We start from the raw sequence: 21736 nt of genomic DNA, 5'->3' as shown, positions 1-21736 counted from the left end.
GTCCTGTCTGTCAATTTTTGCGGCATTGCGTGCGGCTTAATACGCCCGCAATGTCTGGAATACGGCGGTAATTTTTTCGGCATCTTTGATGCCCGGCTCATTTTCAACACCGGAGTTGAAATCCAGCCCGGCACAACCGAGTTGCGCGGCCTCGACGCAGTTATCTGCGCTCAGGCCACCGGCAAGCAGCACATTACTCAAATCCTGCCCGGCCAGCTTACTCCAGTCGAAACGATAACCGGTTCCGCCTTTGCCGTTGTCCAGCACGTAGCGATCTACGTGATTCAGGTCGCGTGCCGGAAGGGTGTCTTTGACGCTCAGCGCTTTCCAGATCTGAACATTTTCAGGCAGCGTTTCGCGCAGTTCATCGATATACGCCTGACTTTCATCGCCATGAAGTTGCACTGCGGTCAAATTCAGCGTCTGTGCCGTTTCAGTGACAATGCTGACGGATTCATCGCGGAACACGCCGACATATTTTAGCGGCGCGCCGTTCTGTACTTCTTTCGCCAGCGTATGTGTGACGAAACGTGGCGACGCCTCGACAAAAATCAGTCCGCCATAAATAGCTCCGGCTTCGTGCGCCGCCCCGGCGTCCTCAGCGCGGGTCAGACCGCACACTTTATTATCGCCGAGAAGTACACGACGAACGGCTGCGGATAAGTTTTGTTCCGACATCAGCGCGCTGCCGATCAGGAAACCATTAGCGAAGCGGCTGAGCTCACGGATTTGCCCGTAAGTATTAATGCCTGATTCGCTGATGACCGTGACGCCGTGTGGAACACGTGGTGCCAGTTCACGGGTGCGGTTCAGGTCAATGGACAAATCGCGCAGGTCACGGTTATTGATACCGACCACTTTGGCTTTCAGCGTAACGGCGCGATCCAGTTCTTCTTCATTACTCGCTTCGGTCAGCACGCCCATATTCAGGCTGTGAGCGACGGCGGCGAGCTGAACGTACTGATCGTCATCCAGCACTGACAGCATCAGTAAAATCGCATCGGCCTGATAGAAACGCGCCAGATGGATTTGATAAGGGTCGATAATAAAATCTTTGCACAGCACCGGCTGTGTGACGGTTTTGCTCACCAGCGGCAGGAAATCAAAGCTGCCCTGGAAGTATTTCTCGTCGGTTAATACTGAAATAGCGGAAGCGTAGTCTTTATAAACGCTGGCGATTTCTACCGGGTCAAAGTTTTCACGGATCTTCCCTTTTGACGGAGAGGCTTGTTTGCACTCCAGAATAAAGGCCGTTCTTGCACCTTGCAGGGCATGGTAGAAACTGCGCTGGCTCTGAGTTATTTCGTTCTGAAAGCTGGCCAGCGGTTGTTGTTCTTTGCGTGCCGCGACCCAAATTTCCTTGTCGCGAACAATTTTGTGGAGCACGGTTTCCTGCTGCATCACTTATCCTCTTGCTGCCAATGCCAGCACGCGCTGGTAAGGTTCACCGCTGCGCATGACGGCCAAAGCCTGTTGTGCGTTTTGCTTTAAGTCTTCCTGACCGAACAGTCGCAGTAACATCGCCACATTGACGGCTACCGCGGCTTCGTGGGCCGGATCTCCTTTACCTTGTAATAAGCGTGCCAGAATGTCACGGTTTTCTTCCGGCTCACCGCCCAGCAAGGCTTCAATCGGATAATTGTCCAGACCAAAGTCCTGTGGCGTCAGTTCATAAGTGGTAATTTTACCGTCTTTTAGCTCGGCCACTTGTGTTGCAGCGTGGATGGCGACTTCATCCATTCCGCCACCGTGAACCACCGCCGCACGTTCATAACCGAGTGCGCGCAATGTTTCTGCAATCGGCTGCACCAGTTCCGGGCTGTAAACGCCAATCAGCGCCAGCGGCGGACGCGCCGGGTTAATCAGTGGCCCCAGCACGTTAAACAAAGTGCGGGTTTTTAATGATTTGCGCACCGGCATCGCGTGGCGGAAGCCGGTATGGTATTGCGGCGCGAACAGGAAACACACGTCCAGGTCATCGAGCGCTGCACGGGATTCTTCTGCTGGCATATCCAGACGGATGCCAAACGCTGCCAGTAAATCAGATGAACCGGAGCGGCTGGACACGCTGCGGTTGCCGTGTTTCGCCACCCGAGCGCCACAGGCCGCAGCCACGAAGGCGCTGGCGGTAGAAATGTTAATGCTGTTGGTGCCGTCGCCGCCGGTACCAACGATATCTGCGAACGGATAATCAGGGCGCGGGAACGGCTCGGCGTGCGCCAGTAACGCTTTGGCTGCACCGGCGATTTCCGCCGGTTGTTCGCCACGTACTTTCATGCTGATTAATGCACCGGCCAGCTGCGCCGGTTCAAGTTCACCGTTCACAATGGCGGTAAATAACTGCTGGCTTTCTTCCTGCGTCATCGTCTGAGCGCGAAACAGATTTTCGAGAATGCCGGGAATAGTTTGCGTTTTCATGACAGTTCTCCTTACGCCAAAGCCCAGGCCAGTGTCTGCTCAAGCAAACGCGCACCCTGTGAAGTTAAAATGGATTCCGGATGGAACTGGAAGCCGCAAACGCGATCTTCTTCGTGACGAACCGCCATCACCATGTCGCCGAAACGGGCGTTAACGGTCAGACCGTCGGGGATCTGACTGCCGACCAGCGAGTGATACCGGGCAACCGGCAGCGGGTTATTCATACCGGCAAACATTGCTTCGTTGTCATGTGTAATAGAAGAGGCTTTACCGTGCAGAATTTCACCTGCCTGACCCACAAATCCGCCGTAGGTTTCCACAATCGCCTGATGACCCAGACAGATACCGATAATCGGCAGCTGGCCACGTAAACGCTTCAGCAGTTCCGGCATACAACCGGCTTCGGAAGGTGTACCCGGACCCGGAGAAAGCACCAGCACCGGTTTTTCCAGCTGGCTGAGTTTTTCGATAATCACGTCAGCCGGGATTTGATTGCGGTAAATCACCACGTTGTGACCGCTTGAACGCAGCTGATCGACGAGGTTGTAAGTAAAGGAATCGACGTTATCGATAAGTAAGATATCGGCCATCTTAAAATACCTCTTTCGCATTGTGGGCGGTGGCGATGGCGCGCAGAACTGCACGGGCTTTGTTACGGGTTTCGTCGGCTTCGGCCTGCGGTACGGAATCGAGCACCACGCCGCCGCCTGCCTGCACGGTAGCGATGCCGTCTTCGACATAGGCCGAGCGGATAACGATGCAGGTGTCTAAATCACCGTGAGCGGTGAAGTAGCCCACCGCGCCGCCGTAACTGCCACGACGGGTTTGCTCGGAAGCTGAAATCAGCTGCATGGCCCGCACTTTCGGTGCGCCGGTCAGCGTACCCATATTCATGACGGCCTGATAAGCATGCAGCACGTCGAGGTCATGGCGCAGCGTACCCACCACGCGGGACACCAGGTGCATCACGAAAGAGTAACGGTCAACTTTGGTCAGGTCAGCAACGTACCGGCTGCCCGGCTCACAGATACGCGCCAGATCGTTACGCGCTAAATCCACCAGCATCAGATGCTCAGCCAGTTCTTTATGGTCGGTGCGCATTTCCAGTTCGATACGGCTGTCGAGATCTAAATCCAGCGAGCCGTCAGCACGGCGACCGCGCGGACGTGTACCGGCAATCGGGTAGATTTCAATCTGGCGGTTAGTCGCGTCATATTTCAGCGCGCTTTCCGGCGATGCGCCGAACAACGTGAAATCGTTGTCCTGCATGAAGAACATATACGGGCTCGGGTTGTTGTTTTTCAGCGTTTCATAAGCGGCCAGCGGAGCAGGGCACGGCAGTGAGAAACGGCGTGAAGGTACCACCTGAAAAATTTCACCGGCGCGGATCGCCACTTTCATTTTCTCAACAACGGCGCCGAATACTTCGTCGCTCTGGTTCACGCTCAGCTGCATTTCCGGCACGCTCTGATGCGGTATAGCGTGTGCCGGTAATTGCAGCTGGTATTGCAATTGTTCCAGACGTTCGTGCAAACGCTGTTTCTCTTCCTGGGAAGGTGTAAACAGGCTGGCCTGCAAACGGCAGGAGCGGTTCTGGTGGTCAAGCACCAGCAGAGTTTCTGCCAGATAGAAGCAGAAATCCGGGCAGCGCTGGTCGGATTCAAGTTTCGGTAAATCTTCGAAACCGGCAACCAGATCATAAGCAAACAGACCACCGAGGAACATCGCCTCGCGCTCATCGGCTGGCGCTTCAACGCAGGTCAGAATACTGCGCAGCGCGTCAAAGACGGAACGCGAACGCAGACGGGCATCTTCGTCCTGCATCTGGTCAATAGACGGGAAAGTCAGTTCACGGCCATTGGGGCGCACGTCATTACGAATTTCAGCCGGTAACGCGGCGTCAATCAGCGACAGTAAAGAGGCCCCGTTCGGGGTCAGTGCCTGAATCGAAACCCGCGAACCCAGCGCGGTGATACGCAGGGCGCTGTCAACAATCAACAGGCTCTTCAGGTTTTCTTTGCTGGTCACTTCAGAGGATTCGAGCAGCAGCGTGGCCGGGCGGGCACCACAAAGTTGGTGGAAAATGGCCGTCGGGTCGCCGCGGTAACATCCTTCTGCGGTCAGCAATTCTAATCGTGGTTTCTGAATAGTCATTTTGCTTCCTGAAATTTTTTTATCGTTTCTGTAAAACAGATTTCAAATAGACGGCCACAAAAAAGCCCGCATTATGCGGGCTTCGGAAATCTTGCAGCGTCTGATGACAGCTATGCGTGATTATTCCGCCCGCCAAAGGGAAGTACGCCACCCGCTGAGAACCGCCATCATGTGAGTTTTCATCATCAGACACTCTTGTTTGTTTATGAAGCTAACGTCTTTAAAACGTAAGCTTTCTGAATCGGTTTGTCACGCTGTTCATTTCTGAACTGTCTCGTGAACTTGCGTACTAGTAAACTAGTTCATGGATGTAAAGTCAACCCTCTTTTTGCTTGTTTTCACACCTTTGGTGCGCAGACAGTGCATGCAATAGTGCGCTGACGGCGTGCCGCACCGTTGCAGTGCGTCAGGTTAGGTTGAAATCATCCCTAACGTGAGTAGCGCTAACGCGTTATGATGGGCTCTGCATTCAGAAACAGGTTAATTCCCCACGTGACGACGACTTTGCCCCTAAATACTTCATCTTCAGCAGACGACCAGACCACCAGCACTGCATTCACGATTTACGATCTCCACAGCCATACCACAGCTTCAGACGGCTATCTGACGCCGGAAGCGCTGGTCGCGCGTGCGGTGGAAATGCGGGTGGGCGTTCTGGCGATCACCGATCACGACAGCACGGAAGGGCTGGCGCGGGCGGCACAGGCCATTGCTGAAAATCAGTTGCCGCTGCAACTGGTGAACGGTGTCGAAATTTCAACATTGTGGGAAAACCATGAAATTCACATTGTCGGACTGGGGATCGATCCTTTGCATCCGGCGATGATCGAATTACTGAAAGTGCAGGCGGATTTGCGTCAGCAGCGTGCGCAGGAGATGGGGCGTCGTCTGGCGAAGGCGCGTATTGAAGGCGCATGGGAAGGCGCCATGCGTCTGGCCGATGGGGGTGCTGTAACCCGTGCGCATTTTGCCCGTTATCTGGTGGAATTTGGCGCGGCGGACAATATCGCCCAGGTGTTCAAAAAGTTCCTCGCCAAAGGCAAGACCGGCTACGTTCCGCCACAGTGGTGTACAATAGAACAAGCGATTGATGCGATTCATCAGTCCGGCGGACAGGCCGTCGTCGCCCATCCGGGCCGTTATGGCTTGTCCACGAAATGGCTGAAACGTCTGCTGGCATTCTTTGCGGAGCAGGGCGGCGATGCCATGGAAGTCGCGCAGTGTCAGCAGGCGCCGAATGAACGCGCTCAGCTGGCGGCTTATGCCCGTGACTATAATTTACTCGCCTCGCAGGGTTCTGATTTCCATCAGCCCTGTTCGTGGATTGAGCTGGGGCGCAAACTTTGGCTTCCCGCAGGCGCAGAACCGGTATGGCAACACTGGTCGGTCGCCGGGAAACAGCCTGAAATTGAACCGGTCTGAAGCCGACCGCAGAAGAAGAATTAAGAGGGAACAATGAGTCAATATTTTTATATTCACCCCGAAAATCCGCAGCCACGACTGATTAATCAGGCTGTCGAATTGCTGCGCAAGGGGAATGTGATCGTTTATCCGACCGACTCAGGCTATGCGCTGGGTTGCCGTCTGGAAGAAAAGAACGCGATGGAGCGCATTTGTCGCATCCGTCAGTTAGACGGGAACCATAACTTTACCCTGATGTGTCGTGATCTCTCTGAGCTGTCGACATACGCTTACGTTGATAACACGGCATTTCGTCTGATCAAAAATAACACGCCCGGCAACTATACATTCATTCTGAAAGCGACCAAAGAAGTGCCGCGCCGCCTGATGAGTGAGAAACGTAAAACCATCGGTTTGCGCGTCCCGTCGAACCCGATTGCTGTCGCATTGCTGGACGTATTGGGCGAACCGCTGATGTCCACTACGCTGATGCTGCCGGGTAATGACTTTGCGGAATCAGATCCTGAAGACATCAAAGACAATTTAGGCAAGCTGGTCGATCTGGTGATTGACGGTGGTTCTATCGGGCAACAACCGACGACGGTGATTGACCTGACCGAAGCGTCACCGGAAGTGATCCGTGAAGGCGCAGGCGATCCGGCACCTTTCCGGTGATCTTTCCGTGAGTCTTCTGGTGTAGGTTGTTTGAAAAATAATCAGCCCGTAAAGTCCTTAGCAGGATACAAATTGCCAATAAATGTGTATAATGGCGGGCTGACTTTTTTGTAAGTCATTGTATCACTACGCAATAACTGAATTTTGGCGGGCAGATGGCGAATCACGTCATGCTGCTGGCTCCCCCCGACGCCTGTGAAGGCGACAAATGAGGCTGCTCAATGAGCGAGAAGTATAATTCCCAGAAGCACACCAGCGATAAAGCCAAACCGGCACGTCCATCTGGTGACAAGCCAAAAAGTGGCAGAAATTCCGGCGCAGCAAAAAGCCGTCCGGAACCGTCACGGGCTGAAAAGCGCGGCGAAAAGCCACGTACTGACAAACCACGCACTGATAAACCACGCAGCGACAAGCCGCGTTCAGACAAACCACGTTCTGACGCAGGCCGCGGCGATTCACGCATAGAAAACTCACGTATAGAAAAACCGCGCACCGGCAAACCGGGTCGTCCGGAAAATGCCCGCGGTGAAAAACCTCGTGCGCCGTTGAAACCGCGTGGCACCAAGCCTAAAGCTGAAGCACTGTTTGATGAAAACAGTGATGAAGAAGAAGTGAAATACCAGAAGCCGAAGAACGCGCTGGACAGCACCGAAGGGCAAAGTGAAAAGCTGCAAAAAGTCCTCGCGCGTGCAGGTCATGGTTCACGCCGTGAAGTCGAAGCGATGATTCAGGCTGGCCGCGTCAGCGTTGACGGTAAAATCTCTACGCTGGGCGACCGCGTGGAAGTCACCGGCGGCACCAAAATTCGTCTCGATGGTCACGTTCTGTCAGTGATGGAGTCTCAGGACACCGTCTGCCGCGTGCTGGCGTACTACAAGCCGGAAGGCGAGTTGTGTACGCGCAGTGATCCGGAAGGCCGTCCGACCGTCTTTGACCGTCTGCCAAAAATGCGCGGTTCCCGCTGGATTGCGGTAGGTCGTCTGGACGTTAACACCTCCGGTCTGCTGTTATTCACCACCGACGGTGAACTGGCTAACCGCCTGATGCACCCGAGCCGTGAAGTTGAGCGCGAATATGCCGTACGCGTGTTTGGTCAGGTTGATGATGAAAAAATCAAACAGCTGAGCCGTGGCGTGCAGCTGGAAGACGGCCCTGCGGCATTTCGCTCGATTAAATTCCAGGGCGGCGAAGGTCTGAACCAGTGGTACAACGTGACCCTGACAGAAGGGCGTAACCGCGAAGTTCGCCGTCTGTGGGAAGCCGTTGGCGTGCAGGTTAGCCGCCTGATCCGCGTGCGTTATGGCGACCTGAACCTGCCTAAAGGCCTGCCTCGCGGCGGCTATAAAGAGCTGGACCTGCCGGACATCAACTATCTGCGCACATTGGTCGATATGACCGAAGAAACCGTCAGCAAACTGCCGGTTGAGCGCGATCGTCGCCGTGTGAAAGCTAACCAGATCCGTCGTGCTGTGAAGCGCCACACTCAGGTTGCACCGGCACGTCGTACTACCGGGCCTGCCAAACGGAGCTAATCGCTGACAAGCGACAAACTTCCGGCGATGCACATAAACCGCAGTTTAAGACTGCGGTTTTTTTTGCGTCAAATTCAGGAGGGACGCTATTTATCTCGCCGTACTTAACTAAAATTGATTACCTGAGATTACTTATCTTAAATCTGCAAAAAAAGCATGCTTCACCGGGATTTCTGGCTCTGAGACAAAGGACAACATCATGAAATTATATCTGATACGACACGGACAAACTCAGGCTAACGTTAACGGCGTTTTTTGCGGGAGCAGCGATATTGCGCTGACGGCAGAGGGCGAACGACAGGCACAACATGTTGCCCGTCAGCTGGCGGCGACGTCGCTGGATGCCATTATCCATACCGATATGCGCCGCAGTCGCGATACCGCCGGGATTATAGGGCATGGGCGCGACATCGCGATGGAATCGCAACCCCTGTTACGCGAAATGGCATTTGGTGACTGGGAAATGCGTCACCACAACGAGCTGGAAGCTTCACAGGCTGAAGGATTTCAGGAATGGTGTCAGGACTGGCAAAAAGCCGATGTGCCGCAGGGGGAGTCATTCACTGACTTTACGGTGCGGATCCGCCAGGCTTTGCAGCAGTTGCATTTACGCCCGCAGGAAAGCAGGCTGGCCCTTGTCGGGCATCAGGGGTCGCTCAGCCTGTTACTGGCTATGATGCTGAAACTCGCGCCTGCCGATATGTGGCGCTTTCCGTTTAAACAAGGCTGCCTGTGTGAAATCGATCTGCGTCCCGGAGCCTGTGTTATTCAGCGTTTCAACGACAGCGGTTTGTGATCTGACAAGGGATGGGGCAGGGCATCACCAGTCGATGCCCTGTTGCGCCATGATACCGGCGTCAAAGGCGTGTTTTACCGGCCGCAGTTCGCTGACGGTGTCGGCCATTTCCAGCAGATCACGATGACAGCCACGTCCGGTAATAATCACCGTCTGGTGCGACGGACGGGCATTCAGCGCATCCACCACTTCCTGTAAATCCAGATAGCCGAAACTGACCATATACGTCAGTTCATCGAGCACCACGAGATCTAACGAGGCATCGGCAAGCATGCGTTTTCCGTGCTGCCAGACGGCCTGACAGGCCTCTGTATCGGTTTCTTTATTCTGTGTTTCCCAGGTAAAACCGGTCGCCATGACCTGAAACTCAACGCCGTGCGGCTCGAGAAGATTCTTCTCGCCGTTCGGCCATTCACCTTTAATGAACTGGATCACCGCCGCCCGCATCCCGTGCCCGACGGCGCGGGTGACGGTACCAAAGGCCGCCGTGGTTTTGCCTTTACCGTTGCCGGTAAACACAATTAAAATTCCGCGCTGTTCTTTGGCTGCATCAATACGCGCATCAACCTGTTCTTTCAGCTTTTGCTGGCGCTGCTTGTGGCGATCTTCAGTCATCAGTGGCTCCGTGATTATTCTGCAGGACCGGCTTTACGGCCTGGCTGCGCATCAAAACTGATGCCGGTTTTACGGCGGCTGTCATCGCCCATCAGGTACAGATACAACGGCATAATATCGGCCGGTGTCTTAAGTTTATCTTTGTTTTCATCGGGAAACGCCGAGGCACGCATGCTGGTACGTGTGCCACCAGGGTTGATGCAGTTCACGCGCAGACCGGTATGCTTATGCTCTTCGGCCAGCACCTGCATCATGCCTTCGGTAGCAAATTTCGACACGGCATAGGCACCCCAGCCGCTGCGGCCTTCGCGACCCACGCTGGACGTCGTGAAGACCAGCGAAGAACTGGCGGCTTTCAGCATCAGCGGCAGTAACGCCTGCGTCAGCATAAAGGTCACATTCACATTGACCTGCATCACATTCATCCAGTCTTGTAACTGAATATCCGCCATTGGCGTTATCTCAGTCAGCAGACCGGCATTATGCAAAACGCCGTCGAGATGGGGTACCCATTGCCCGATTTGATCAGCAACGCGCTGGCAATCCTGCTGGCTGGCGGTCAGTAAATCGAGTGTATAAATGAAAGCAGGACGCAGGTTTCTCGCCGCAATTTCCTGCTGCACGCTGGCCAGTTTGCTCTCGGTACGACCCAGCAAAATCACCTGCGCGCCAAAGCGGGCGTAGGTCAGGGCTGCTTCGCGACCAATGCCGTCGCCGGCGCCTGTAATGAGAATGATGCGATTGTTGAGCAAATCAGATTTAGGATGGTAATGCACGGTCAGTCCTCTTAACGGGGCGCGATGTGGCGGCAAATGGCCGTCGTCACATCTGGCGCTCTAAATATCAAAAATGCCGGGAAAGGGAGAAGTTGCGCTCGACCGGAGTCCGACATTTTGGCGAAGTTTTGGGGTATTTTGGAAGCGATCACCGCTTATATGCCTCAAATGGGCATGAGTTTCAATGATTAACCGAAAAACGGACAGCTCTTTTGTAACAAAATTGGAACACGTGCGCACTCAGTTTTACGTACGATTGACAATGTCATATTCAAACAAGACGCCGCGACGGCGATTGTCTAGAATGTTCAACATCTTTCTGACCACGGTTTTATGACCACATAGATAAGGCGGTTTTGTGGATTTACTTTCTCTGTATGGGCTGTTTTTGGCCAAAGTTGTGACCGTAGTGATCGCCATCGGCGCGCTGGTAATTCTGGTTGTCGGCCTTCGTCACCGTAAATCTCACAGCAAAGGTGAGTTACAGCTGATCGACCTGGGCGAACAGTACCGTGAAATGCAACGTGAAATGCGCAGCGCACGTATGAATCCTGCTGAGCTGAAAATTCGCAGTAAGGAACTGAAGAAAAAAGATAAAGCTGAAGCCAGACAGAAAAAGCTGCAGGCCAAAATCGGTGGCTCAAAAAGCAAACCCTGCCTGTATGTGCTCGACTTTAAAGGCAGCATGGACGCCCATGAAGTGACGTCGCTGCGTGAAGAAATTTCGGCGGTGCTGGCGGTGGCGACACCGGAAGATGAAGTGCTGCTGCGTCTCGAAAGTCCGGGCGGTGTGGTGCATGGTTATGGTCTCGCAGCTTCGCAGCTGGTTCGCCTGCGCCAGAGCGGGGTCCGCCTGACCGTTGCCGTGGATAAAGTGGCCGCCAGCGGCGGTTATATGATGGCCTGCGTGGCTGACAGAATTGTTGCCGCACCGTTCGCCATTATTGGTTCCATCGGCGTCGTGGCGCAAATCCCTAACTTCAACCGTCTGCTTAAAAAGAATGACATCGATATTGAGCTGCACACGGCGGGCGAGTTTAAACGTACGCTGACTTTGCTGGGTGAAAATACCGATGAAGGACGCGAGAAATTCCGTGAAGACCTGAACGAAACGCATGTGCTGTTCAAAGAGTTTGTGCATCAGAATCGTCCGTCACTGGACATTAATGCGGTGGCGACGGGTGAACACTGGTTCGGTACTCAGGCGCGAGAAAATGGCCTGATTGATGCCATTGGCACCAGTGACGATTTACTGATTGCTGAAATGAAAAATCATGAAGTGATCGCGGTGCGTTACAGCCGTCGTAAACGCATGATGGACAGATTTACCGGAAGTGCAGCAGAAAGCGCTGATCGTCTGTTCCTGCGCTGGTTGCAGCGCAGCCAGAAGCCGTTGCTGTAACGTCTTAGTCTGGCGTGGCATTCATCGTTACTGCGAAGCATTAAGAGTAAAAAGGGACTTTTGTCCCTTTTTTATTGCCCCGATTTACTGCAACAGTTTATCGGTTGCGTTGACCTTTATTACTCTTTTTTATCACTTAGTCTTCGAGATGGTATTTTTCTGAAAAAAGATGAGCCAGGTGTTTAAACATATTAAATACCGCCGTCGATTTTCTGGTCGGTAAACCGTCGTCATCCATGAAAAACTCTCCGCGGAAAACCAGCACATTGCCTTTCTGCTCAACCTCTGTCGCGAGCATTCCGTGCATGTAATCTTCGTGTTCACGGATAACCTTATTCGCCTCGACCAGTAAAGCTTCGCGACTAATTGCCGATGTATTTTCGTGCATGATATTTACTCCCCACTATAATTGCTGACGTTATTGTAATCCCGCCACGGAGAAAACCGCAAATCCGCTGGGGGTAATCAGCCTGAACCGTTGTTTATAATTTAAGCGAAACAGTAAAAGGTTTACGCAGATTGGCGAAAAGAGCGTTTACGTGTTAATTAGTTTGCGTGACGATTTTTATCAGGTAGAGTGTGGGATTTTGTGGCTTCAGGTGGAATGTTTTGTTTACGCTTGGTCATTATTTGACATAAAAACGGGCGCATTCTGCTGAGCCCTGTCTGGTTAATCCCTCGCAGAATCAGTGTTTTGAACCTCTGGAAGTCAGTTCTCGCCTTGTTTGGAAGAAATAGGTTGACGTTCTGACTCACTGCCGCAATATAAAAAAAGACGTGATATTGTGCCGCGGCATAACAAGACAAAATCTTCTTCAGATGATGAAGAATCATTCAGGTAAAGGTAATTATGGGCAAAGCTCTCGTAATAGTTGAGTCCCCGGCAAAAGCCAAAACGATTAATAAATATTTAGGAAATGACTACGTGGTTAAGTCCAGCGTCGGTCATATCCGTGATTTACCCACCAGTGGATCCGCTGCTAAAAAGACCGCCGCCTCAACCGAAGAAAAAACAAAGAAAAAAGTAAAAAAGGATGAGAAAACTGCGCTGGTAAATCGCATGGGCGTTGATCCGTTTCATGGCTGGGCTGCCCAATACGAAATACTTCCCGGTAAAGAAAAGGTTGTTGCTGAGTTAAAAGCGTTAGCGGAAAAAGCTGACCACATCTATCTCGCAACCGACCTTGACCGCGAAGGAGAGGCGATTGCCTGGCATTTGCGGGAAGTGATTGGCGGTGATGACAAACGTTTCAGCCGCGTAGTATTTAACGAAATTACCAAAAACGCGATTCAGAACGCTTTTAAAGAACCGGGCGAACTGAATATTGATCGTGTTAATGCTCAGCAGGCGCGTCGCTTTATGGACCGCGTGGTGGGTTACATGGTGTCCCCGCTGTTGTGGAAGAAAATTGCCCGTGGTTTATCCGCTGGTCGTGTTCAGTCCGTGGCAGTGCGTCTGGTAGTTGAACGTGAAAAAGAAATCAAAGCGTTCGTGCCGGAAGAGTACTGGGAATTGCATGCGGATTTGCTGGCGAAGAAAGAAACCGCCCTGCAAATGGAAGTGACGCATCATCTGGAAAAACCCTTCAAACCGGTTAATAAAGAACAGACTCACGCAGCCGTTTCGCTGCTTGAGAAAGCGCGCTATACCGTTGTTGATCGTGAAGACAAACCGACCAGCAGCAAACCGGGGGCGCCGTTCATTACTTCCACGTTGCAACAGGCGGCCAGTACGCGTCTGAGCTTCGGCGTGAAGAAAACCATGATGATGGCCCAGCGTCTGTACGAAGCCGGTCACATTACCTATATGCGTACTGACTCCACCAACCTGAGCCAGGATGCAGTGGAAATGGTGCGCGGCTATATTGGCGAGAATTTCGGTGATAAATACCTGCCGAAAGCCCCGTTGCAATACAGCAATAAAGAGAACTCTCAGGAAGCGCACGAAGCGATTCGTCCTTCTGATGTGGCGGTCGTTTCCGAGCAGCTCAAAGATATGGAAGCGGATGCACAGCGCCTGTATCAACTGATCTGGCGTCAGTTTGTGGCATGTCAGATGACACCAGCCCAGTACGATTCCAGTACCCTGACGGTAAAAGCCGGTGATTACTCCCTGCGTGCTAAAGGCCGTACACTGCGTTTTGATGGCTGGACCAAAGTGATGCCTGCGTTGCGTAAAGGCGACGAAGACCGAACTTTACCGGCGATTGAAGTAGGCACGGATCTGGAACTGCAACAGCTGCTGCCAACTCAGCACTTCACCAAGCCGCCTGCGCGTTTTAGCGAAGCGTCACTGGTTAAAGAGCTGGAAAAACGTGGCATTGGCCGTCCGTCTACCTATGCGTCGATCATATCGACCATTCAGGACCGCGGTTATGTTCACGTTGAAAACCGTCGTTTCTATGCTGAGAAAATGGGCGAAATCGTCACCGACCGTCTGGAAGAAAATTTCCGCGAACTGATGAACTACGATTTCACCGCACGTATGGAAGACGGGCTGGATCAGGTCGCCAACAACAAGGCGGAATGGAAAGCGGTTCTCGACGAATTCTTTAGTGAATTCAGCAAGCAATTAGAAACAGCCGAGAAGGATCCTGAAGAAGGCGGTATGCGCCCGAATCAGATGGTACTGACCAGCATCGAATGCCCGACTTGTGGCCGTCCGATGGGGATCCGTACCGCCAGCACCGGCGTGTTCCTGGGTTGTTCCGGTTATGCCTTGCCGCCGAAAGAGCGCTGCAAAACCACCATCAACCTGATTGCAGATGCTGAAGTGCTTAACATTCTGGAAGGCGACGAAGCCGAAGCCAATGCGCTGCGTGCAAAACGTCGTTGCGGTAAATGTGGCACAGCGATGGACAGCTACCTCATCGACAATCAGCGCAAATTGCACGTCTGCGGTAATAACCCGGAATGTGATGGCTATGAAATCGAGCAGGGCGAGTTCCGCATCAAGGGCTACGACGGCCCGATTGTTGAGTGCGAGAAATGTGGTTCTGAAATGCACCTGAAAATGGGACGTTTCGGTAAATACATGGGTTGTACCAACGACGAGTGCAAAAACACCCGTAAGATTTTACGTAACGGTGACGTTGCGCCGCCGAAAGAAGATCCGGTTCCGTTGCCAGAATTGCCGTGTGAGAAATCAGACGCGTATTTCGTTCTGCGTGATGGTGCGGCGGGTGTCTTCCTGGCGGCCAATACTTTCCCTAAATCGCGCGAAACCCGTGCGCCGCTGGTGGAAGAACTGAAGCGCTTTAAAGATCGTCTGCCGGAAAAACTGAGCTATCTGGCCGATGCGCCAGTCGCTGACCCGGAAGGCAATAAATCGATGGTGCGTTTCAGCCGTAAAACTAAGCAGCAGTATGTTTCCTCCGAAAAAGACGGCAAAGCCACCGGCTGGACCGCGTTCTTTGTCGACGGGAAATGGGTTGAAGGCAAAAAGTAATCTGCGCCGTCATACTTTAAGCTGTTAAGCAGTTGTAAAAAACCAGTCCTCCGGGCTGGTTTTTTTATTGCATTAAGATCTATCATCGGTGAGTTCTGCGTGTTTTTATTATCAGGAAGAGACGGACCGCGATCTTCGTTATGTTCTCTGGCTATACATGACGTTAATAATTGATATAATTGTTATATAAAATTTATTCTTATGCACTTAAGTAATAAGTTAATGCGTCTGGGGCATAAAACGGTGCGTTCACAGACTTCCGGTATTCGATAAAAAATCATTTCCAGACTGTTCAGCCAACGGATGAACAGGGATGGCGACAGAGTTAGAAACCAGGGTGGTATGAGATATGAAATTGCAGCAACTGCGCTACATCGTAGAGGTTGTTAATCACAATCTGAACGTCAGTTCGACGGCAGAAGGCCTTTATACGTCGCAGCCGGGTATCAGCAAACAAGTGCGCATGCTGGAAGATGAACTGGGGATCCAGATTTTTTCGCGCAGCGGTAAGCATCTGACGCAGGTGACTCCCGCCGGGCAGGAAATTATCCGCATCGCCCGCGAAGTCTTGTCTAAAGTCGATGCCATCAAAGCCGTGGCTGGCGAGCACACCTATCCGGACAAGGGCTCCCTGTATGTGGCGACGACGCACACGCAGGCGCGTTATGCCTTACCCAATGTGATTAAAGGCTTTATCGAGCGTTACCCGCGCGTTTCATTGCATATGCATCAGGGTTCACCGACTCAGATTGCTGAAGCTGTTTCTAAAGGGAATGCCGATTTTGCGATTGCCACCGAAGCGCTGCATCTGTATGACGATCTGGTGATGTTGCCGTGCTATCACTGGAACCGTGCGGTCGTGGTTCAGCCGGATCATCCGCTGGCAGGCAAGGAGAAAGTTACCATTGAAGAGCTGGCTGCTTATCCTATCGTCACTTATACCTTCGGTTTTACCGGCCGCTCAGAGCTTGATACCGCGTTCAACCGCGCCGGTCTGACGCCGCGAATCGTTTTTACCGCTACCGATGCCGACGTGATCAAAACCTATGTGCGTCTGGGGCTTGGGGTAGGGGTGATCGCCAGTATGGCCGTGGATCCGGTTCAGGATCCGGATCTGGTCACCGTGGATGCGCGTGATATTTTCACTTACAGCACCACTAAAATCGGTTTCCGCCGCAGCACTTTCCTGCGCAGTTACATGTACGATTTCATCCAGCGCTTTGCGCCGCATCTGACCCGTGATGTAGTGGATACCGCCATTTCCCTGCGCTCCAACGAAGACATTGAAGAGATGTTTAAAGACATCAAACTGCCGGTGAAATAAACCGCAACATTTTCTTTGCCGACCGCCAGTCCCGCCGCCTCTAATGATGCCGCGGGATTTTTTTTGCCTGTTGAACACTTTGAGCTGTTATCGGAATGTTAACAATTATTTGTGTTATCTTTAACTATGCACTTATAAGCCAGCGGGTTATTCCTTACGGCCACGCTGAGCGCTAAAGGAGAAGCTATGTCGTCTATTCGCAAGAACAGTCTGGATAAGCTGGCGGTCCAGAACAAGGAGTTCCACTACTACAGCCTGCCACTCGCAGCCAAAACGCTGGGTGATATCCAGCGCCTGCCCAAATCCCTCAAAGTTTTATTTGAAAATCTGCTGCGCCACGTTGATGGCGACACCGTAACGGAAAGTGATTTGCAGGAACTGGTCAGCTGGCAGAAAACCGGCCATGCGGACAGAGAAATTGCTTACCGGCCTGCGCGTGTTCTGATGCAGGATTTCACCGGCGTACCTGCTGTGGTGGACTTGGCGGCAATGCGTCAGGCGGTCAAACGCCTTGGCGGCAATGTCGAACAGGTAAACCCTTTATCTCCTGTCGATCTGGTTATTGACCACTCCGTAACTGTCGATGAGTTTGGTGATGATCAGGCTTTTGACGAAAACGTCCGGCTGGAGATGGAGCGTAATAACGAACGCTATCAGTTCCTGCGCTGGGGACAAAAAGCCTTCAACCGTTTTCGCGTGGTTCCGCCCGGCACCGGTATCTGTCATCAGGTTAACCTTGAGTATCTCGGGCAAACCGTCTGGTATGAAGAACAGGATGGCAAAACGGTCGCCTATCCCGACACTCTGGTCGGCACCGATTCCCACACCACCATGATTAACGGCCTGGGCATTTTAGGCTGGGGCTGTGGGGGTATCGAAGCCGAAGCGGCGATGCTCGGACAACCTGTTTCTATGCTGATCCCCGATGTGGTCGGTTTCAAACTGACCGGCAAATTACGCGAAGGCATCACCGCGACCGATCTGGTGTTAACGGTCACGCAGATGCTGCGTAAACACGGTGTGGTCGGCAAGTTCGTTGAATTCTATGGTGACGGACTGGCTGACTTACCGCTGGCCGACCGCGCCACCATCGCCAATATGTCGCCGGAATTCGGTGCCACCTGCGGATTCTTCCCGGTTGATGATGTGACGCTGAGCTACATGAAACTCAGTGGCCGCAGCGACGAACAAATCGAACTGGTGAAAGCCTACTCTCAGGTGCAGGGCTTATGGCGTAATGCCGGTGATGAGCCGGTCTTTACCAGCACGCTGTCGCTCGATATGGGCGATGTTGAACCGAGCCTTGCCGGGCCGAAACGCCCGCAGGATCGCGTCGCACTGCCCAATGTACCAAAAGCATTCAAAGCCGCGACGGAGCTGGAGCTGGGTAACAGCAAAGGGGACCGCAGCGATAAAGAGACATTCACGCTGGACGGTCAGCATTATGCCCTGACCACCGGTGCGGTGGTGATTGCAGCCATCACTTCTTGTACCAATACGTCCAACCCGAGTGTGTTAATGGCGGCCGGTCTGCTGGCAAAAAATGCCGCAGAAAAAGGGCTCACCAGCAAGCCATGGGTGAAAACCTCGCTGGCACCGGGTTCTAAAGTGGTGACCGATTATCTTAATGCTGCCGGTCTGATGCCGTATCTGGAAGAACTCGGTTTTAATCTGGTCGGTTACGGATGTACGACCTGTATCGGTAACTCCGGGCCGCTGCCTGAACCGATTGAATCGGCTATTAAAGCCGGTGATCTGACCGTCGGTGCGGTACTTTCCGGTAACCGTAACTTCGAAGGGCGTATCCATCCGCTGATTAAAACCAACTGGCTGGCTTCACCGCCGTTAGTGGTGGCTTACGCGCTGGCGGGCAATATGAATGTCGATCTGACGCAGGATTCGCTGGGTGAGGATAAAGACGGTAAACCGGTATATCTGAAAGATATCTGGCCTTCTGCCAACGACATTGCCAATGCGGTCGGGCAGGTGACGACGGACATGTTCCACAAAGAATATGCCGAAGTTTTCAACGGTGATGCCAGCTGGCAGGCGATTCAGGTCGATGGTACGCCGACTTATACCTGGCAGGAAGATTCCACTTACATCCGCCATCCGCCGTTCTTCAGTGATATGAAAGCCGAGCCGGATGCGCTGGAAGATATTAAGGACGCCCGTATTCTGGCGATTCTGGCTGACTCTGTGACCACTGACCACATCTCACCAGCGGGTAATATCAAAGCTGAAAGTCCGGCCGGGCTTTACCTCAAACAGCATGGGGTCGAACCTAAGGCGTTCAACTCTTACGGATCGCGTCGTGGTAACCATGAAGTGATGATGCGCGGGACGTTCGCGAATATCCGTATCAAAAACGAAATGGTACCGGGAGTGGAGGGCGGTTATACCCGTCATATTCCGTCTCAGGATCAGCTGGCGATTTATGATGCCGCGATGCGCTATCAGCATGAAAGCGTGCCGACGGCGGTCATAGCCGGTAAAGAGTACGGTTCAGGTTCTAGTCGGGACTGGGCAGCCAAAGGGCCGCGTCTTCTGGGCGTGCGCGTGGTGATCGCCGAATCATTCGAACGTATTCACCGCTCGAATCTTATCGGTATGGGTATTTTACCGCTCGAATTCCCGCAGGGTGTTACCCGTAAAACGCTGAAACTCACCGGCGATGAGCAGATAAGCGTCAGCGGATTACAAACCCTGACGCCGGGACAGGATGTGGCGGTGCATATCGTTTACGCCGACGGACATGCGCAAACGGTGAATGCCCGTTGTCGTATCGATACCGGCAACGAGCTGACGTACTTCCAGAACGGCGGGATCCTGCATTACGTGATCCGCAAAATGCTGTAAAACCGGCTCTTCTGCCAATAAAAAAAAGGGCACCTTCTTAAGGTGCCCTTAATATTTCCATCGGACTATAGAACCCTTACTTGTCGAGCAGGTGTCCCATTTTGGCCGCTTTGGTCGACAGGTAGCGTTCGTTTTCCGGGTTGCGTCCGACGATCAGCGGGACGCGTTCGGTGATGTTTATTCCGGCTTCTGTCAGGATTTCGACTTTCTTCGGATTGTTGGTCAGCAGACGAACGGAATCAACGCCGAGCAGCTTAAACATGTCCGCACACAGCGTGAAATCACGCTCGTCTGCGGCAAATCCGAGCTGGTGGTTGGCTTCGACGGTATCGTAGCCTTTGTCCTGTAGTGCATAAGCACGGATTTTATTGAGCAGGCCGATGTTACGGCCTTCCTGACGGTGATACATCAGGATGCCACGGCCTTCCTCAGCAATGTGATTAAGTGCCGCTTCGAGCTGGAAACCGCAGTCACAGCGCAGGCTGAACAAAGCATCACCGGTCAGGCATTCAGAGTGAACTCGCGCAAGAACGGGTGTTTCACCGCTGATGTCACCAAAAACTAACGCCAGGTGGTCGTGCCCGGTGGCCAATTCTTCAAAACCCACCATCAGGAAATCGCCCCAAGGTGTTGGCAGATTGGCTTCTGCCACCCGTTTCAGCTGCATTTTACGCTCCAAAAAAACCACAAATAGTCTTTATTCACAGTGAGTATTTTACTTGTTGATGCGCATCCTACTTTCAGATGCGGCCTGTGGATAGGGAATCGGTGCCTTTCCATCATGACAGGGCACCATTTTGCCACAGTTTGCTGTTCATTTTAGCGGGAATATTTGAACGATTAGTTCATAAGATATGAATTATAACTGCATCCTCAACAATCGAAGCGTTGGGAATGTGACGAAGTGACAACGTTGGTACACTCCAACTCTTTTTTACGAATGACGCAAGGGAAGACTATGTTTGATATCGCCAAACGCACCGCACTCGGCGCTGTAATTTTAATGCTGATGCCCGCCGCGGTATGGATAAGCGGATGGCTCTGGGTGCCGGGAGAAAATCCTTCCGTTTTACGCCCGCTGTACTGGGTGACCGAAACGGTGAGCGAGCCCTGGGGTATTCTCACAACCGTCATTCTTTGTGGCTGGTTCTTGTGGTGTTTGCGCTTTCGTCTCAAACCCGCCATCGGGCTGGGCGTGATTATTGTCGCTTCATTGCTGGTCGGGCAATACGCGAAAGATTTCATCAAGGGAGAAGTGCGTGAGCCGCGGCCTTATGTGGCGTGGCTGGGCACCGACCACCAGATGAACGTCGGTGAGTTTTATGCGCAAAAAAGCAAATTGCGTGGCAAGCAGGTGAAAGAAATTCTTGGGGATGACGTACAAATCCCGCACTGGCTGAACAAAAGCTGGCAAAACGATACCGGCTACGCGTTTCCTTCCGGGCATACCATGTTTGCGGCCACCTGGGCTTTGTTAGGCATCGGGTTATTATGGCGTCGTAAGCACTACAAAACGGTTACCGTGCTGATGGTGTGGGCCGTAGCGGTCATGGGCAGCCGTCTGATGCTCGGCATGCACTGGCCGCGTGACCTGCTCGCCTCCGTCGGGATCAGCTGGATACTGGTGACGCTGGCCTGTTGGCTGACCGAACGCTATGTCGGACCGCTAACGCCACCGCCGGCTGAAAAGCAGGAAATCAGCGAGCGCGACTCACTTAAATAGCCGCTAAGTAGCCAGCAGATTGCCGGTAAATGACCGGTAAGTGTTTGTCATCAAAAGGGGCCGTCCATCGCGGCCCTTTAATTTGCGCCATTCATCCCCATATACCTATCATTAGCCTGATTGCAGCGATGCATGCAGCGTCGGATATATCATTAAAAATTGTACGAAGTTGATACAGATTGCATTTAAAGCGACGGCAATATTTCCCTGCTTAGTTCGGAAATGCTAACTTATTAGGTCGGGACGAGAGTTTTTGCCATAATTCATCCGGTACATCCGGCATTACAGGAATGAATGTGAAATATCTGCTGATTTTTTTATTTTTGCTGGTCATCGTTGTGATTTCTATCACTCTGGGTGCCCATAACGATCAGACTGTGACCTTCAACTATTTACTGGCGCAGGGTGACTATCGTGTTTCCACACTGCTTGCCGTGTTGTTTGCCACCGGTTTTATTCTCGGCTGGGTCATTTGCGGGTTGTTCTACCTCCGCGTCCGTGTGTCACTGGGACGTGCACAACGTAAAATCAAACGTCTTGAACAACAAATTGAGCCTGTGGCCGTCGTTACGCCACCAGCAGCATCTTATGATGTCAGCAAGGAATAATCTTC

16 protein-coding genes, 1 pseudogene and 1 other annotated feature are annotated in these 21736 nt (G+C 52.6%); of the genes and pseudogenes, 10 read left to right on the top strand and 7 right to left on the bottom strand.

Annotated features, from left to right (window positions below; all coding sequences use genetic code 11):
• Positions 1-36 precede the first annotated feature (36 nt).
• The 3 genes and pseudogenes from trpCF to D5398_RS06090 form a co-directional block, all read right to left on the bottom strand.
• On the bottom strand, positions 37-1401 hold the full coding sequence (gene trpCF, locus D5398_RS06105) for a bifunctional indole-3-glycerol-phosphate synthase TrpC/phosphoribosylanthranilate isomerase TrpF (RefSeq protein WP_120506811.1): 1365 nt from the start codon (positions 1399-1401) through the stop codon (positions 37-39).
• A gap of 3 nt (positions 1402-1404) precedes the next feature.
• A pseudogene (gene trpD / locus D5398_RS25600) lies at positions 1405-3008 on the bottom strand (bifunctional anthranilate synthase glutamate amidotransferase component TrpG/anthranilate phosphoribosyltransferase TrpD).
• A gap of 1 nt (position 3009) precedes the next feature.
• Entirely contained in the window at positions 3010-4572 is a 1563-nt protein-coding gene (locus tag D5398_RS06090; protein ID WP_120506809.1) for an anthranilate synthase component 1, read from the bottom strand.
• Between the two features lie 56 nt (positions 4573-4628).
• Positions 4629-4731 (bottom strand) — a sequence feature (Trp leader region).
• Positions 4732-5028: 297 nt separating this feature from the next.
• Between D5398_RS06090 and rnm the strand changes: the two genes are divergently transcribed.
• From rnm to cobC, 4 genes are all read left to right on the top strand, one after another.
• Positions 5029-5994, top strand: coding sequence for an RNase RNM (gene rnm / locus D5398_RS06085; RefSeq protein WP_120507001.1), 966 nt, complete (start codon positions 5029-5031; stop codon positions 5992-5994).
• A gap of 33 nt (positions 5995-6027) precedes the next feature.
• Complete coding sequence (locus tag D5398_RS06080; RefSeq protein ID WP_120506808.1) at positions 6028-6648, top strand: L-threonylcarbamoyladenylate synthase; 621 nt, start codon at positions 6028-6030, stop codon at positions 6646-6648.
• Between the two features lie 611 nt (positions 6649-7259).
• The gene (gene rluB, locus D5398_RS06075) at positions 7260-8180 is read left to right on the top strand and encodes a 23S rRNA pseudouridine(2605) synthase RluB (RefSeq protein ID WP_244216720.1); all 921 of its coding nucleotides are present in this window, start codon (positions 7260-7262) and stop codon (positions 8178-8180) included.
• A gap of 199 nt (positions 8181-8379) precedes the next feature.
• Complete coding sequence (gene cobC / locus D5398_RS06070; RefSeq protein WP_120506806.1) at positions 8380-8976, top strand: alpha-ribazole phosphatase; 597 nt, start codon at positions 8380-8382, stop codon at positions 8974-8976.
• A 24-nt stretch (positions 8977-9000) separates the two neighbouring features.
• Here cobC and cobO read toward each other — a convergent pair whose 3' ends face one another.
• Positions 9001-9591, bottom strand: coding sequence for a cob(I)yrinic acid a,c-diamide adenosyltransferase (gene cobO / locus D5398_RS06065; protein WP_120130938.1), 591 nt, complete (start codon positions 9589-9591; stop codon positions 9001-9003).
• Between the two features lie 14 nt (positions 9592-9605).
• Positions 9606-10367, bottom strand: coding sequence for a YciK family oxidoreductase (locus tag D5398_RS06060; RefSeq protein WP_120506805.1), 762 nt, complete (start codon positions 10365-10367; stop codon positions 9606-9608).
• Between the two features lie 358 nt (positions 10368-10725).
• Between D5398_RS06060 and sohB the strand changes: the two genes are divergently transcribed.
• Positions 10726-11769, top strand: coding sequence for a protease SohB (gene sohB, locus D5398_RS06055; RefSeq protein WP_120506804.1), 1044 nt, complete (start codon positions 10726-10728; stop codon positions 11767-11769).
• A gap of 136 nt (positions 11770-11905) precedes the next feature.
• Here sohB and D5398_RS06050 read toward each other — a convergent pair whose 3' ends face one another.
• The gene (locus D5398_RS06050; RefSeq protein WP_120506803.1) at positions 11906-12157 is read right to left on the bottom strand and encodes a YciN family protein; all 252 of its coding nucleotides are present in this window, start codon (positions 12155-12157) and stop codon (positions 11906-11908) included.
• Between the two features lie 462 nt (positions 12158-12619).
• Here D5398_RS06050 and topA point away from each other — a divergent pair, with 462 nt between their 5' ends.
• The 3 genes from topA (at position 12620) to acnA (ending at position 19400) form a co-directional block, all read left to right on the top strand.
• Positions 12620-15217, top strand: a complete 2598-nt coding sequence (topA, locus tag D5398_RS06045; RefSeq protein WP_120506802.1) for a type I DNA topoisomerase — start codon at positions 12620-12622, stop codon at positions 15215-15217.
• Between the two features lie 349 nt (positions 15218-15566).
• Complete coding sequence (gene cysB / locus D5398_RS06040; RefSeq protein WP_120130943.1) at positions 15567-16541, top strand: HTH-type transcriptional regulator CysB; 975 nt, start codon at positions 15567-15569, stop codon at positions 16539-16541.
• A gap of 186 nt (positions 16542-16727) precedes the next feature.
• Positions 16728-19400: an aconitate hydratase AcnA gene (acnA, locus tag D5398_RS06035; RefSeq protein ID WP_120506801.1), complete on the top strand. Its 2673-nt coding sequence runs from the start codon at positions 16728-16730 to the stop codon at positions 19398-19400.
• A gap of 76 nt (positions 19401-19476) precedes the next feature.
• On the opposite strand, the gene ribA is transcribed toward acnA, so the two are convergent.
• A complete protein-coding gene (gene ribA, locus D5398_RS06030; protein ID WP_101076876.1) occupies positions 19477-20067 on the bottom strand; it encodes a GTP cyclohydrolase II in 591 nt (196 codons plus the stop codon).
• A 291-nt stretch (positions 20068-20358) separates the two neighbouring features.
• Here ribA and pgpB point away from each other — a divergent pair, with 291 nt between their 5' ends.
• Together pgpB and D5398_RS06020 are read left to right on the top strand one after the other, a co-directional pair.
• Positions 20359-21123: a phosphatidylglycerophosphatase B gene (gene pgpB / locus D5398_RS06025; protein ID WP_120506800.1), complete on the top strand. Its 765-nt coding sequence runs from the start codon at positions 20359-20361 to the stop codon at positions 21121-21123.
• A gap of 296 nt (positions 21124-21419) precedes the next feature.
• Positions 21420-21731 (top strand): LapA family protein, encoded by a 312-nt coding sequence (locus D5398_RS06020; protein WP_120131034.1) that lies wholly within the window; start codon positions 21420-21422, stop codon positions 21729-21731.
• Positions 21732-21736 lie beyond the last annotated feature (5 nt).

This window comes from Rahnella bruchi, from assembly GCF_003614975.1.
Classification (GTDB): Bacteria; Pseudomonadota; Gammaproteobacteria; order Enterobacterales; family Enterobacteriaceae; genus Rahnella; species Rahnella bruchi.
Note: the sequence above shows the minus strand (reverse complement) of the source record. Positions and strands in the feature narration are given on the sequence as shown.

Coding starts and splice junctions, on each gene's coding strand:
- cobO (WP_120130938.1), bottom strand. CDS start 9,591: ATGACTGAAGATCGCCACAAGCAGCGCCAGCAAAAGCTGAAAGAACAG.
- topA (WP_120506802.1), top strand. CDS start 12,620: ATGGGCAAAGCTCTCGTAATAGTTGAGTCCCCGGCAAAAGCCAAAACG.
- cysB (WP_120130943.1), top strand. CDS start 15,567: ATGAAATTGCAGCAACTGCGCTACATCGTAGAGGTTGTTAATCACAAT.
- pgpB (WP_120506800.1), top strand. CDS start 20,359: ATGTTTGATATCGCCAAACGCACCGCACTCGGCGCTGTAATTTTAATG.
- cobC (WP_120506806.1), top strand. CDS start 8,380: ATGAAATTATATCTGATACGACACGGACAAACTCAGGCTAACGTTAAC.
- D5398_RS06090 (WP_120506809.1), bottom strand. CDS start 4,572: ATGACTATTCAGAAACCACGATTAGAATTGCTGACCGCAGAAGGATGT.
- ribA (WP_101076876.1), bottom strand. CDS start 20,067: ATGCAGCTGAAACGGGTGGCAGAAGCCAATCTGCCAACACCTTGGGGC.
- acnA (WP_120506801.1), top strand. CDS start 16,728: ATGTCGTCTATTCGCAAGAACAGTCTGGATAAGCTGGCGGTCCAGAAC.
- D5398_RS06050 (WP_120506803.1), bottom strand. CDS start 12,157: ATGCACGAAAATACATCGGCAATTAGTCGCGAAGCTTTACTGGTCGAG.
- trpCF (WP_120506811.1), bottom strand. CDS start 1,401: ATGCAGCAGGAAACCGTGCTCCACAAAATTGTTCGCGACAAGGAAATT.
- rnm (WP_120507001.1), top strand. CDS start 5,029: ATGGGCTCTGCATTCAGAAACAGGTTAATTCCCCACGTGACGACGACT.
- D5398_RS06080 (WP_120506808.1), top strand. CDS start 6,028: ATGAGTCAATATTTTTATATTCACCCCGAAAATCCGCAGCCACGACTG.